Source organism: Arthrobacter sp. Soc17.1.1.1 (assembly GCF_036867195.1).
Taxonomy (GTDB): domain Bacteria; phylum Actinomycetota; class Actinomycetes; order Actinomycetales; family Micrococcaceae; genus Arthrobacter_D.
In genome coordinates this window covers 66198-79447 of sequence record NZ_JBAJII010000002.1, presented here as the reverse complement: position 1 = coordinate 79447, position 13250 = coordinate 66198, and the positions used below count along the sequence as shown (strand labels likewise).

Genomic DNA, 13250 nt, shown 5'->3' with positions numbered 1-13250 from the left:
CCAGGCGGACCAGTGAGTGAAGTGCCCCGTCACACCATCGAGGACCACGGGCACTGGATTGAGGTCCGGTTGATCGATGGAAGCGATGTCACCGACGCGGACCTGCTCGCCTTCCGCGACGACCTGACCGCTCTACCCGGGTGGCGGGAGAAACCGGTACTGATTCACATGGGAGCCTTGCGCGGCGTGAGCCTGGAGGGCCGGCAGCGACTCATCCGGTATCGGCACCCCACACTCGTCGCCGTCCTGGGATCAGGCCCCATGGACCGGGTCCTGGCGAACTTCATCATCCGCTCCACGCGCGCCCAGTACTTCTCGACACGCGCCGACGCCCTGCACTGGCTGAGCATCGATAACCCAGACAAGAACGCCCTACCCGCGCCGTGAAAGGTCCAGCAGGACGAGCCCCTTCCCCGGCGGTTCAGTGCTGCATCTATGGACAACTCCTGTCATGTAAAGCAAACTAGACATGTAAAACAACATGTACATATCAGGGGGTAACAGTGACGGATCAGAGCGGACGCACCACGTGGGGTCGCACAACTTTCGGCGCGGGACGATACCCGGCCATGGGGATCGCCCTCCCCTGCGGGATCATGATTGGCGCCCTGCTCGGCGTTCTGGCTGCCCTGCTCGGCGTTGGCGGACCCAACCCCGTGCTCGTCGGGGCAGTATTCGCGGTGTGCCTCGCAGCTCCGTCGACGATGCTGGTCTACCTTTTCGTGGTGGATCGTTCCACGATGAGGGGCGCGGCTGAACGTCCGGAGGAGTCCGTCGAGGCGGGCTGGTACGAAAAGGCGGCTGCCGGGGCCCTGACGGATATCGTCCTCGTCGCAGGCGTCACCGCGACCGTCCTTTCCTTTGTCCCGGAAAAGTTCGCCTTCGAACCGGGCCTGCTGCTGGCCGGCGTCATCACTCTGGCCTTCGTGTCGGTCGCGGCACGTTACCTGCTTCAACGCCGCAGAGGCTGAGGTGAAGAACCTGGTCAACGACTCCCGCACCCGGCTTCAATGGTCGCAGCAGAAGCTCGCCGATGAGTTGGGCGTCTCACGTCAGACGGTCATCTCCATCGAGCGCGGACGCTTCGACCCCTCGTTGCCGCTGGCGTTCCGGCTGGCGGCGATCTTCGGAATGTCCCTTGAGGAACTCTTCTTCCCCGACGACGTACCCTCCCCAGGACCTCCCACAGGAGCAACCGATAGCTCGGTAGTCTCACGAGCATGACAATGGGGACGAACGGACAGGCGAATCCACGCGCACGATTACACAGTTCGACGCGTGAGGCACTGATCTACGGCTTGGCGGGCATGGTCTTTGCGCTCGTGTCCGTGATGCTGCTCCGGCGCGCTGATACCTGGTATCTCACGCTCGGTGCCGGTCTCGTAGCCCTGGCCGCCGTCGCGTTCGTCGCCAAAGCGATCATCGCGCTACACACAGACGATCACGCATCACCCGAGTAGCCCCAGTACTACCGCGCCACAGGCGCCCCGGGACCTACCCGAAAGCCACTCAGTAGTGTCACGCCCATGACCCTGGAAAACGTGCACCTTCAGCAGCCCGCCATACCTCCGCGCACGTCCAGGCGGCCTTCAAGGACACCAAGGGAAACCACAGCGTTCAGGAACCCGCAGGGTCACCACAGCATTCAGGAACTCGCGGGGTCACCGCTGGGCTGGACGTGGAGTGGGCGTGGGATTAGGTTCGGCGGCGGTGGGAGGGTAGTGCGCCGGTGGTGGCGAGGTGTTCTGCGACGTCTGGCAGCTTGATGTTGGTGTGGGAGCTGGCCTGGGTGAGCAGGATGAACGCGTTTTGGGCGGTGAGGCCGTAGCGCTCCATGAGGATGCCCTTGGCCTGTCCGATGACATCGCGGGAGTGGAGGGCATCGTGCATCTGCCCGAGTTTCGTGGCGTCTGCGAAGGCGATCGCTGCATGAGAGGCGATGAGCAGCCCGACGTGTTCTGATTCCTCGGTGAAGGCGTGGGGTGTTCGTCCGTAGAGGTTCAGGGCGCCCAGGTTGTCGCCTTCAACGTAGAGCTGGAAGGAGAGCATGCTCGCCGCACCGAGAGCGGCGGCGTTGCGGCTGAACTCGGGCCACCGCTGCTCGGAGGCCAAGTCAGGGACGCGCACCGTTTGATGCTCATAGACAGCGTCCAAGCAGGGCCCCTGATTCACCTTCGACTGCAGGGCATCGACCTTTCTCGGCAGGTCGCTTGAGGGTGCCTGCGACTGGATATCGCGTCGGCCGGTCACCGCGCTGATGGAGCCTTCGTCGGCACCGGGGACGAGCTCGATCGCGGCACGCACCAGGTGGGCCAGTATTTCCTGGGGATCGTCCTCTGCCTGCAGGGACCGGGCGAGTTCGCTCATCTGCTCAGCCAGCCCTCCCACCTCCCCATTCTGGTCCTTACCCTCGTCCTGCCCCTCCGAGCTGTCGGCGGCGTTACTGGCGTCGTCGTTCCCGTCTGATCCTGCACCGTTGGTTGCCATCCACCCAGTATGGTTCCCGTGCACAAGCCACCCATCCGTACTCGGCGGCAGAATCGAGCAGTCTCACCTGGGACTCGTTAGAGGCCGCCTCCACTCCCACTTTCAGGACCGGGACCGGGACCGGGCCCGGGCCCGGGCCCGGGCCCGGGCCCGGTACAACCCGCACGTGGAGAACCTTCACCGGGACCCGGACACGGGCAGGGTCGGGACGGGGCAGGGAGAGGGTGTGTAGCGCCGGACGACTTGTGGGGTGATGGCTCCTGCGAGCAGGTTCTTGGCGTGCACGTTGGATAAGTGCGAAATGGGCGTGCTGGTCCACCCGTGCCCGTGGATGCTGCGGCGCGGCGGGGTCTGATTGGTGCTGCGATGTTCTGGGGTGGAGATCCCGATGGCGGAGCTGGATTTTGCTCGCTAGCGTAACCGGAGGTGGTTGATCATCCTGCTTTCGGGGTTCGTGAACCATCCGATCGTGCAGTGATCAACGAATCAAACCAACCCAGTGCGCTCAACCCACCGACGACAGCCTCCGGAGGTTTCCTGTGACCGAGCTTTCCGCTCTTGCCCTGATCTGCACTCTTACCCAGTCCCCCGACCCGTCGAGCAGCGAACTCATGGCTCAGCACATCCTCGATGAGTTCAAGGGCCAGGGGGTCAGCACGTCCTCGTTGAGGGTTGTCGATTACGACGTCAGGCCAGGGGTGAAGACCGATATGGGCGGCGGAGATCAGTGGCCTGAGATCCGTGAACAAATCCTCGCCGCGGACATCCTGGTCCTGTCCACCCCCATTTGGATGGGGCACCCCTGCAGCGTCGCCCAGCAGGTTATGGAGCGGCTCGACGCCGACCTCTCCGAAACGGACGAGCAAGGCCGGCCGATCATGTACGGGAAAGTCGCGACCGTAGCCGTCGTCGGCAACGAGGACGGCGCCCACAAGACAATCGCCGACATGCTGCAGGGACTCAACGATGTCGGCTTCACCATCCCCGCCCAGGGCGGCACCTACTGGGTCGGAGAAGCCATGCAAACCATCGACTTCAAAGACCTCGCCCAGGTCCCAGACCCTGTCGCGTCCACGAACGCCGGCCTCGCCCGCAATGCCACCCACCTCGCGACATGCCTCACAACCAACCCATACCCTGCGGACTAGGCCCCACCAGCGCCGTACCCGCACAAAGCACGCACCCGGCAATCCCCCATAGATAATCAACCGCTCCACAAAGCACCTCCCGATGCTGGCTCCAGCAGACTGTGCCGCCATCGCATCTAGTTACCGGTTGGCCGGATGCGTATATTGGACAGGTTGCTTCAGCGAAGAAGCAGGTACTGAGACGGAGAAATAGATGAAGTCTTTTGCGTGCGGTGACGTGGTGCCCGGGTGCGATGCCCGGTGGGTCTGCAGGTCAGACGATGAGGTCCTCTCCAACGTGGCAACCCACGCCGCTGCGGCTCATGGTCTTGGCGCCCTTCCGGACGATGTTGTGGCGAAGGTCCGATCCTCCATCGTGTCCGTTGGCTGATCCATCCTTCCGTTTACAGGCTTTCTCCGTTCACTCGAGGGCCATGCCGAAGGGTATGGCTGCGCCCGAACACAGTTCGATCGCAACGCGATACCCGCGATGTGAGCACCAGCACGCCGGCCGTGTGACACAGCGGCTCGACAGCAGGCGACGCTGTGGCGGGTGAATACAGTGTCGTGGGAGCAGTGATGCCCGGGACGGTGACGCGGGAGATGGTCATCGCAGTGTGTGAGGGGCATGGCGCCGGGACGGCTTACCAGCCGATCGTCGACACCGCTCGGGGTAGCATCGTCGGCTACGAGGCCCTGGCCAGGTTCCCCGGGTACGAGCAGAAGAACCCCGAGGTGTGGTTCGCCGCTGCCCGGGACTTTGGTCTGTCGGCAGCGCTTGAAGCCGCCACCTTACGCAGCGCTCTGGCCCGCCGTTCCGATCTGCCCGTCAACTGCTTCCTGACCGTGAACATTTCGCCGGCGCTGCTACTCAACGGTGAAGTGCAGGCGGTCTGGGCCGACCAGGGCGGGTTGGGCGGGATCGTGGTGGAACTGACCGAGCAGACACCCATCGAGTCCTACCTTGAACTCGAACCGGCACTGCACCGGCTCCGTAGTGCAGGAGCGATGATCGCTGTCGATGATGCCGGTGCCGGATACGCCGGTCTCAATCACCTGCTGGCGATTCGACCGGCCCTGATCAAGTTGGACCGCGAACTCGTCCGGGACATTGACGAGGACCCCGCCAAACGCGCGCTGGTCGAAATGATCGGCATGTTCGCCGGTCGCATCGATGCTTGGATACTCGCTGAAGGCATCGAGCGTGTCGAAGAACTGGATGCCCTCATTGCCCTGAAAGTGCCGCTCGTGCAGGGCTACCTCCTGGGCCGGCCGCAGGCCTCATGGTCGAGCCTCGACCCAGATCTTGCACACCGCATGCTGACGCGCACCCGCGACACCGGCGGGGCGACGCTGCGCCGCGTCCTCGAGACATGTCCCACCGCGCCCAGCACACGCGCAGCCGCCGCCCTCCTCGCAGCCCAGCCGCACCTACGCCGCGTTGTCGTCATCGACGACCACCAACGCCCCCTCTGGATCGTCGATGCCCAGCACGCAGACCTCGGCGTGGCCAGTCCCGGCGTTCGCCTCAATCTCGACACGCCTCTCAACGACGCCCTACACCGGGCCCTCACGCGTGGAGAACAACAACGCTACGACTCGCTGATGATCACTGACAACGCCGGACGTTACACAGGCGTCGTCCACATGGACCGCCTCATCACCGCCGCCATCACCCCGACCACCTAACAGCTGCACCGGTCGCGGTACCGGGGGTACCCGATGCGCCCGCCGGTGATGCCCGCTGTACGGTGTAGCTACCCAAAGTCGGAATTGGCCGCCAAACGAAGAGGTTTCGCCGTGCCCTATCGGAGTAAACAGGTGTTGGAGCAGTGGGTACGGGAATTCACTGCTGATACGGACAAAACATCCACCACCATTGAGGTTCTGCGGCATGACGGCGGTGCGGGCGCGGACACCGGGCTGGTCGTCATGCGAATGCACGACCTGCCCTCGGACGTTTTCTTGTATCCCGTAGGACCGGGAGACCCCCGGTGGGAGGTGAACTTCGGCCCGCGTGAGCGCGACCTTGTCATGAGCGCAGGGAAACTTCGTGGTCTCGCCAAGGAACTCGATCGTGTGGCCGCGCTGTGCGAGTTCTTCGAATTCAAGTCCGAACAGCACGCCTCACGCTCGAGACACACACCAACGACCTCCTGAACCTGATCCTGCCGGTGACGCACCCCTGGAAGCAGGTAGCACAGGAACCACGGAACGGGAGCTACAGGCAGCGCGAAAAATCCTCCCAATGGTGTGGAGGCGGCAGCAGTACAGTACGCAGTAGATACCCGATCCCACAGTTGGGCGAGCGGGATCTATCGGGGTTGAGCAGGCAGCCTCTTACCGGCCGGCGCGGCATCCCGGTGCAGGACAGCTAAGGCCCACCGTGAATACCACCCCGCAGCCCTCCCCCTCCTCCCCCTCCTCTTCTTCCTCGTCGGTTTCCTCCTTCCCGCCCGAGTTGTTGGCGGTTTTCGGGCGGACCAACGGGTACCTGCTGACCGAGCAGACCGCCCACGACGCCGTCGACAGCCTCGCCGAGATCGCCCGGGATATCATCGACGCGGCGACCGGCGCCGGTGTGAGCATCATCGACACCGACGGCACCCGGGTGAGCGTCGGAGCAACGAACCCTGATGTCCTCGAAGCCGACAATCTGCAATACGAGTACGGCCAGGGGCCATGCATGAGCGCCTGGTCCACCGGTCAGCCCGTCTACATCGCCGACACCACCACCGATGACCGGTTCACGGACTGGACGTCCGCGGTGACCGAGCTCGGCATCCGCTCCTGCCTCAGCGTGCCCCTGCTGAACAAACCGGCCGGCCTGGGCGCGATGAAGGTCTACTCGGACACCATCGACGCGTTCACGAACGAGGACCGGCGGCTACTGATCAACCTCGCCCGCTCCGCCGCGACCCTCCTGGGACATATCCAGGCCACCGACACCCCGCAACGCATCAGCGACGACGTGAAAGCATCCCTCGCCGAACGGGACACCATCGGTATCGCCCGCGGCATCCTGATGGAACGCTTTGACCTGGACCGGCAGGCGGCCATGAGCCACCTGATCGACCTCGCCACCGACACGAACACCACCATCGGTTCGATGGCGGCCATGATCAGCGAACGTCAGGACGGCACCCACCCCACTGATGGTGCGTGATGTTCCAACACACCGCAGAGGAACAACGCCGCCGCACGCTACACGCCATCCAGGCCAGCGGCCTTGATGTGCAAAGCGTCTGGGTCCGCTACTTCTCCCTCTCCGGCAGCGCCGACGAATTCGAAGTCGACGCCTACCTCAACGGGCTCATCAGCCTCACCCCACTGGAACGAGACCTCGTCTCCCACGCCGTCAACGAACTCATCACCGAAACACCACCACCCACCGCCCCCTACAGCAACGACCCCGCTGAGCTCAACGACCCCGCTGAGCTCAGCGCCCCCGGCGAGCTCAGCGACGCAGCGGCCTCGGCCGATCTCAACCATCGGGATGACCAGGACGGCCGAGAGGATGATCTGAAGGAAGACGGCCCAGGACAAGGCGACTGAGTGCGGGTATCAGCCGGGCAGGATGTTCAGTGGCGGCGGCTCCACCATCGGGCCTGATGTTCATGACGGTGATCGTCGTCCTACTGCTCCCGGACTGGACCGGGTCAGGCGACACTCGTCGCGTGTGGGTTTTTACCGTGCCCGTCCTGCTCGGCCTCGCTGGAGCAGTCATTGCACAAGCCCTGAGTGGTTCGGTGCGCGGCAAGATCGTGCCCGTGGGGTGAGTCCGCTCCTTTTTCGTATCTGCGGCCAGGATCTTGGCGTGAACGTCGATACCAGCGTCAACGACGCGCTGCCCCGAGCCATGGTGTGAAACAAACAGCACCGGGTCAATTCGCTGCTCGTCGCGGGCGATGCCGGCTGGCGGCTCACGTCCCAGCGGCAACCTTTTGAACACCGGTCATCGTGTCACCCCGCAAAGACCAGCCTTTCTGACGGCAAGATCTTGCGCTGACTGATCAAGGTCATGTGGTGGCACAATTGATGATGGCGGCAACGAGGGGCGACGTGCTTCAGCGTCCGTGGGTAGCCTGTTTAGATGGTTGCGCGGTGAGCTCGTGAGGCCCTTGACTGCGTCCAGTTTTGACTCTGCTGTTCTGTTCATTCGGCGATGGACGCAGGCTGCAGATGTAGTGGAAGGGACCTCGCGCCAACGGTTTTCACTTAACCGTTCTACTGCTTTATGCTGATGATCTGGTCCTGCAAGCGGCCAGTCGGTTTTCTCTTCATGGAGCCACCATGTACGACCGCCTTCTCACCCTGATCAGGGTCGACCTTGCCAATAACGGAGCAACGATTTTTGTCCGGGGTCGCTTTACCGCCACGAACTACCGTGCCCTTGTGCCCCTGATTAGACGAGCCCATGCACTCCCGGGTAACCCGATAGTCACCGTTAACATCACACGGGCATCAGCAGTGGAACCTGACGCGATCCGCCTCCTCATGGATGCCTGCCGCTCGGCTTTCCTGCACACGACCATCGTGCAAGTACGCACCACCGACCCCACTGCATCACGGCTCGCCTCACCGATGGCCGCCTGACAGGTCAACGCACCTCCTCAAGCAGTCACCCCACCAGCCCCTATATAGCGGTTGAAGGTCTTCCGCCTGCGCTGTATCTGCACCATCGACGCAGAATCGTTTCCCTGCAACGGAAGAGCACCAGCGCAACCGGCGTCCTCGGTCTTTCTCGCACTGCAGCTATCTCTTCTCACCCCTTTTCCCTTTAAGGAGTTGTCATGAATAGTCGTCTCTTCCCTACCGATTCTTTCCCCGAGGACCTCACGGCATTGGAGGACATTGAATTGCAGGTCCTACACAGCAGGGTTCAGCGGCAGGTCGATTACGAATATGCCCATGACATCGAGGTGAACCCGGAGACCGATTTCCGCGCCGCTGACATCGCTGAGGAGTTCGAGCGCCGCGAGGCACTGACATCGCCATGGCGTTCCCTGCTGCACCCGATGTTCCAGGCATGACGGCTAGCAGGACCATTGACGCCTTCCCACACTTCGAGCGCCAAACCTTCGACGTGCTGACAGCGGAGCTGTCCCCCGCCGCCGCGTCCCGGTTCGCAGCGGACTTTGTATCCATGCTTCCGTCGCGAATCCACAGGATTACTGAGGCGTTGGTTGCGGAAAACGACAGGGAGGAGATGGTCACGGCGCTGTTAAGTCTGAAGGCCAGCGCAACCATGATTGGAGCAATGCGTCTGTCCTCGACCGTTGATAGAGCGCTGGGCGATCTCACCAGGGCCGTTCATCCCAGCACGTTACTGCCGGTTCGTCTGCAACATGAGGCACAGCAGTTTGTAGCCGCGTATGCATCCTTCCAAAATGCTGCGTCGCGGGCTGCTTGAGAGACTTCCAGGAACCGGTCGAGGAGTCGGCGGAGGAGCCCGTTGCAGGGAGCATGCCGCCCTGGGGTTATGCAATCCAAGAATCCAGCCTCCGCTGACGTGTGGCGTAAGATTTTATGGGCCTACGAAGTGGCCTCGGTTCAACAGTGAGCCTTCTCTACCTTCTTGAAACCTAGATGAGGAACTGATGCCGGACGAGCAAGAATTAGCCCGTGAGGCCGAGCGTGACACCTTCACCGCTCAGTTGCAGAACATGGTGCTCGAGAGCGATGACGTTCAGGATTTCCTGACTGGGCTGGTCACCGTCGCAGCCGAGGCGTTCACCGGACCCTACGGGGATGTGTTCTGCGGAATCACCCTTCTGCGGCCGCGCTCGATGATCACCGTGGCCAGCAGCAGCGACAGGGCCCGGCAGGTCGACGAAGTGCAGTACGGGTTCAATGACGGGCCCTGCCTGCGTGCAGCCCGCGACGGCGTAACTATTCATGTCCGCGATTTCCTGACCGAGTTCCGGTTCCCCGAGTATCGCGAAGCGATCGCCGGCTACGGCCTGCGCTCAGCTCTGGGCATACCGATCCGCCTCGACGAGGGCGCCAGCGCCGGCCTAGACTTCTACTCCACCGAGCCGGGTACGTTCGACGACAAAGGCATTCGCGTTGCCGAAGGATTCGCCCGTGACGCATCCCAGTCCCTGCGCCTGGCAGTACGCATCGCGAAGCTCACTGACGCAACGACGAATATGCGGGCAGCCATGGAATCACGTACCAGCATCGACATGGCTATTGGCGCGATTATGGCCCAAAACCGGTGCAGTCAGGACGAGGCCACCAAGATCCTGCGCCGCGCGTCCTCGAATCGGAACGTGAAACTCCGCGATCTGTCCGTCGACATCCTCAGCTCGCTCGGACAGCACAAACCCATCACCACCCACTTCGACACCTGACCTTCGGCTCAATCACTGTTCCCTCTGCCGCAGCATGCCGAAAGGCGTGGACAGTAGCCGCAGCTAGGCGTTAATCTCGTCTTCGACCAAGCGGGCTAGTTTGCGCAGGAACCGCCCGTCCTGGGCGGAAAAATTCCGGGGCTTCTGATCGATGACACATAAAGTCCCGACAGTCCAGCCGCCGGGACCCCGCAAAGGATATCCGGCGTAGAACCGGATGAACGGCTCTCCCACAACCAGGGGATTGGTCCTGAACCGGTCGTCCTCGCGTGCATCCGGAATGATCAACGGCCCGGCATTACGGATAGTTGCAGTGCAGAAGGTGACTTCACGTGGCAGATTCTGCTCGATGGATCCAATGACGGACTTCAGAAACATGCGGTGATCGTCGATGAGCGCGACGACGGAGGAGCTGACCGCGAAGTAGTCCCGTGCCTGCTGCGTGTACTGGTCGAAACGACTCTCCGGAGGTGAGTCCAGCAGATTCGTCCGGGTCACGGCGTGGAGACGCTCCCGTTCAGCTTCCTCCGCAGTGAACAGGAAAGCGCCCAGGGCACCCAGGGACCTGCGGGAGGCTTCCGGTGTTTCGGCGGCCTCGTCTTCCTCGCTACGGGGAACCCGGATGTTCACCGGGCTGCCTTCGAGGAGTTCGTTCATGGCGTCGGCGAGAACATTCCGCTCACTACCCGGTAGGACGAGGAGCCCGCCGAGGTATGCCTGGACCTCGAACTCCGAAACTTTGCCACCGACGGCGTAGTACCTCACCCATAGCTCGCTAACAGTCACGCCCGCCTTCGAGAGGGCGAGTGTTATCAGCCTGACTTGTATCTGACCGTTCATTGAACCTCCGAGCCCGATCGTCCCCACTACTCAGCCCCGTCACCACATGCCGATACCAATACCGAGGTCAGGGCAGGAGGACGATTACTGCGTTACGACCCCCGCCGACCCTCAGCCTACTTATTGTTCCCAAGGTAGTGCACGCTTCCCCGATCGGCCCATTCCGGTAGTTTCGTCTAGGTTCTTCTGCAGTAACCTCGCATAAAAACCCGCACGCGATGCCGCACCCACATGATCGGGAATTTGTTCGGTAATGTCTGATGCCTCGCGCGGCGCACACCCATGCCTCGTGATGCAGGAAACAAGGGCTGGAATTCGTCCTATGTTTGCGGCATCCCGACCTTTAGGATTGCCGCCTAGGACTGGGCAGGGAACCCACCGGCACACCCCCATACAGCAGTGACCGGAATGGCGGAAGGACACCGCTGAACGGCGAGCGAAAACGACGCATGACTTCGGGCCTCGGCACCGGGAGGCCTCAAAGACCCAGATACACCGGCTCTTGGCACCATGAACGTAGAAACGAGATTCACCATGACGCACGAAAGCCATCAGCGGCCCGGCACCGAAACCCCCGCCACCCACTTCGACTGACACCCCACCTGCCACTGCCGGACCATCCCCGCATCACCCCCTTGAGGTCATCCACCTGTGGGCGGGTGGAGCCTGAAGGGTGGAGCTCAAGCCGTCCACCTGTTGATGAACACCCCACGTCACTGCGACCGTGTCAAAAATATCCAAACCCACCGCGTCCGTGCTGCATTACCAGGTTTCCCCACACTTCGCTGCTTGTCCTGCGCAGACCCCGACCGGCAGGATACCGGCCTGAAAACCACGCCTCACTATGTTCTCCGCCCGTCACCGACCCTGCTGGCGCACCTCGAGTGCGTGGTGAGGGCTTTGCTGTCAGGTCATAGCGGGCGCACTCCAGCCAGGCAGCACCACACTTAGGGTTTCCCGTCGGTCGGCGCGGAGCCGGCCCTTCCGGTCCCAGGTGCGCTGGCGGCCCAGCCAGACCGCGAGGATCTTCTCGTCCGGGTGGCGCTGTGGATCATAAAACGGGAACCTGCCGGTATCAGCCTTGAATTGCCGAGCTTCTTCGAGACGCCGCGCCCACAGTTCCTCCGGATTGCTCTTCCGGGTACCGAGCCACTCCCCCAGCCTGTCCAGGGCCTCGACCTTGTCACGGGCGAGCCGGCCCGTGTCGTGGCTCCGGCGCTGGTTCTCCAACCACCGGTACAGCATCCGGGCCTCCACGCTGTCGTTCTGCGCCGGCACCCCACCCACCCGGGCCACGTAGGTGCTCATGGCGGTGTAGTGCTCCCACCACACCTGCTCCCGACTCCGCCGGAAGCGACGCCGGTCGCGGCGGCGTGCGGGCTGGTCATGGAGTACCCAGCACCGATCGAACCACCCCGGATGCCGGCCAATCTGCCGGTCAATAGCCCGGTGGACGCGGCGGACATCAACCCTGCACCATGCGGCGATCACCGCCGGAGGCACCCCGCGGGAGTACATCAGCAGCCACTCCTGCCGGTTCTCACACGCACCCTGCGGGTAGTCGTCCTCGGCCAGGATCAGGTCATCGAAACGCATGAGGCCCCGCGCCTGTCTGATCAGCCACCGCTACTCCCCCGGGCACCGAAGGACCGCGCCCGCCACGGCTGGGCCGTGTCGGCCCTCGGCGAGGGATCAAAACGATCAGGACGTATCTCTCCTCCGTTGGGCGCAAGCGGTGTGCGGTGCATGGTGTTGACAGTAACGACCGTCCGCAACAGTGTCGCGGGCGGCTCATCCACAGGTGGACGGCTTTGAGCTCATTCCTCCGGGCTCCACTCGCCCACAGGTGGATGACCCGCAACCCCCACCCTCGTTCGCGACCCGGCTTCCCAAATAATCGAACCTGTGTTCTATTTTAAAGCCTGTACGAGGAACACCAGGGCGAGGGAGAAGCAGCCGGTGACAGCGCAACCAGTGGACACCACACCACCCACAAAACCAGCCCAGCACGCGGCCCAGCAAGCAATCCAGGACGCTGCGCGCGAGGGTACACGGGCAGGTGCGTGGCATGTCCTGGACGAGCCGGCCGCCGTCCGGTTCCTGCCCTCCGGCACGCCCCTGGCGCTGCGCTGGCGGGGCAGCATCTGGCAGGTCATCGGCGAACCCCTCGCCTGGTCGAGCTCGGACATCTGGCGGGAACCCGTCACCACTCCCCCAGCCACCGACAACACCCACAGCAGCCGTGGCAGCGTCGGCAGCATGGACGGGCACAACACCCTGAGCGGCCTGGGCGGTCTGGGCAGTGTTGTGACTACTCGGTTCTGGCGGTTTCGGGCGCAGACCGGGCCGGCGTCCCCGGTTTTGGAGTTCGATATGAACGCCGATGCCCGGTGGGAGGACTGGCGGCTGCGCCGCGTCACCACCATCGACGGCTACTAGC

18 protein-coding genes are annotated in these 13250 nt (G+C 63.1%); 15 read left to right on the top strand and 3 right to left on the bottom strand.

Annotation, left to right across the window (positions count from 1 at the left end; translation table 11 throughout):
• Positions 1-12: 12 nt before the first annotated feature.
• The 4 genes from V6S67_RS18045 to V6S67_RS18030 all read left to right on the top strand — a co-directional run bounded on the left by V6S67_RS18045 (position 13) and on the right by V6S67_RS18030 (position 1460).
• On the top strand, positions 13-387 hold the full coding sequence (locus tag V6S67_RS18045) for a hypothetical protein (protein ID WP_334211713.1): 375 nt from the start codon (positions 13-15) through the stop codon (positions 385-387).
• Positions 388-569: 182 nt separating this feature from the next.
• The gene (locus tag V6S67_RS18040; RefSeq protein WP_334211712.1) at positions 570-971 is read left to right on the top strand and encodes a hypothetical protein; all 402 of its coding nucleotides are present in this window, start codon (positions 570-572) and stop codon (positions 969-971) included.
• 1 nt (position 972) lies between these two features.
• Positions 973-1224, top strand: coding sequence for a helix-turn-helix transcriptional regulator (locus V6S67_RS18035; RefSeq protein WP_334211711.1), 252 nt, complete (start codon positions 973-975; stop codon positions 1222-1224).
• Positions 1221-1460: a hypothetical protein gene (locus V6S67_RS18030; RefSeq protein WP_334211710.1), complete on the top strand. Its 240-nt coding sequence runs from the start codon at positions 1221-1223 to the stop codon at positions 1458-1460. Before V6S67_RS18035 ends, V6S67_RS18030 begins: the two co-directional genes overlap by 4 nt.
• Before the next feature lie 235 nt (positions 1461-1695).
• On the opposite strand, the gene V6S67_RS18025 is transcribed toward V6S67_RS18030, so the two are convergent.
• Positions 1696-2487, bottom strand: a complete 792-nt coding sequence (locus V6S67_RS18025) for a GAF and ANTAR domain-containing protein (RefSeq protein ID WP_334211709.1) — start codon at positions 2485-2487, stop codon at positions 1696-1698.
• 539 nt (positions 2488-3026) lie between these two features.
• Here V6S67_RS18025 and V6S67_RS18020 point away from each other — a divergent pair.
• From V6S67_RS18020 to V6S67_RS17975, 10 genes are all read left to right on the top strand, one after another.
• On the top strand, positions 3027-3635 hold the full coding sequence (locus V6S67_RS18020; RefSeq protein ID WP_334211708.1) for a flavodoxin family protein: 609 nt from the start codon (positions 3027-3029) through the stop codon (positions 3633-3635).
• A gap of 193 nt (positions 3636-3828) precedes the next feature.
• Positions 3829-4005, top strand: coding sequence for a DUF1059 domain-containing protein (locus V6S67_RS18015; protein WP_334211707.1), 177 nt, complete (start codon positions 3829-3831; stop codon positions 4003-4005).
• Between the two features lie 212 nt (positions 4006-4217).
• Complete coding sequence (locus V6S67_RS18010) at positions 4218-5303, top strand: EAL domain-containing protein (protein WP_334211706.1); 1086 nt, start codon at positions 4218-4220, stop codon at positions 5301-5303.
• Positions 5304-5414: 111 nt separating this feature from the next.
• Positions 5415-5774 (top strand): hypothetical protein, encoded by a 360-nt coding sequence (locus V6S67_RS18005; RefSeq protein WP_334211705.1) that lies wholly within the window; start codon positions 5415-5417, stop codon positions 5772-5774.
• Between the two features lie 226 nt (positions 5775-6000).
• Complete coding sequence (locus V6S67_RS18000; protein ID WP_334211704.1) at positions 6001-6780, top strand: GAF and ANTAR domain-containing protein; 780 nt, start codon at positions 6001-6003, stop codon at positions 6778-6780.
• The gene (locus V6S67_RS17995; RefSeq protein ID WP_334211703.1) at positions 6780-7169 is read left to right on the top strand and encodes a hypothetical protein; all 390 of its coding nucleotides are present in this window, start codon (positions 6780-6782) and stop codon (positions 7167-7169) included. Before V6S67_RS18000 ends, V6S67_RS17995 begins: the two co-directional genes overlap by 1 nt.
• 29 nt (positions 7170-7198) lie before the next feature.
• A complete protein-coding gene (locus V6S67_RS17990; protein WP_334211702.1) occupies positions 7199-7393 on the top strand; it encodes a hypothetical protein in 195 nt (64 codons plus the stop codon).
• Positions 7394-8407: 1014 nt separating this feature from the next.
• Complete coding sequence (locus V6S67_RS17985; RefSeq protein ID WP_334211701.1) at positions 8408-8647, top strand: hypothetical protein; 240 nt, start codon at positions 8408-8410, stop codon at positions 8645-8647.
• Entirely contained in the window at positions 8644-9027 is a 384-nt protein-coding gene (locus V6S67_RS17980) for a hypothetical protein (RefSeq protein WP_334211700.1), read from the top strand. Before V6S67_RS17985 ends, V6S67_RS17980 begins: the two co-directional genes overlap by 4 nt.
• Positions 9028-9214: 187 nt before the next feature.
• Positions 9215-9970, top strand: a complete 756-nt coding sequence (locus V6S67_RS17975; RefSeq protein ID WP_334211699.1) for a GAF and ANTAR domain-containing protein — start codon at positions 9215-9217, stop codon at positions 9968-9970.
• A gap of 63 nt (positions 9971-10033) precedes the next feature.
• Here the strand turns inward: V6S67_RS17975 and V6S67_RS17970 are convergent, their stop codons facing one another.
• Together V6S67_RS17970 and V6S67_RS17965 are read right to left on the bottom strand one after the other, a co-directional pair.
• Positions 10034-10810 carry a GAF domain-containing protein gene (locus V6S67_RS17970; RefSeq protein ID WP_334211698.1) on the bottom strand — a complete coding sequence of 259 codons (777 nt, stop codon included), beginning with the start codon at positions 10808-10810 and terminating at the stop codon, positions 10034-10036.
• A gap of 906 nt (positions 10811-11716) precedes the next feature.
• Entirely contained in the window at positions 11717-12406 is a 690-nt protein-coding gene (locus V6S67_RS17965) for a helicase associated domain-containing protein (RefSeq protein ID WP_334211697.1), read from the bottom strand.
• A 363-nt stretch (positions 12407-12769) separates the two neighbouring features.
• Between V6S67_RS17965 and V6S67_RS17960 the strand changes: the two genes are divergently transcribed.
• Positions 12770-13249: a hypothetical protein gene (locus V6S67_RS17960; RefSeq protein ID WP_334211696.1), complete on the top strand. Its 480-nt coding sequence runs from the start codon at positions 12770-12772 to the stop codon at positions 13247-13249.
• The last annotated feature ends 1 nt before the right edge of the window (position 13250 follow it).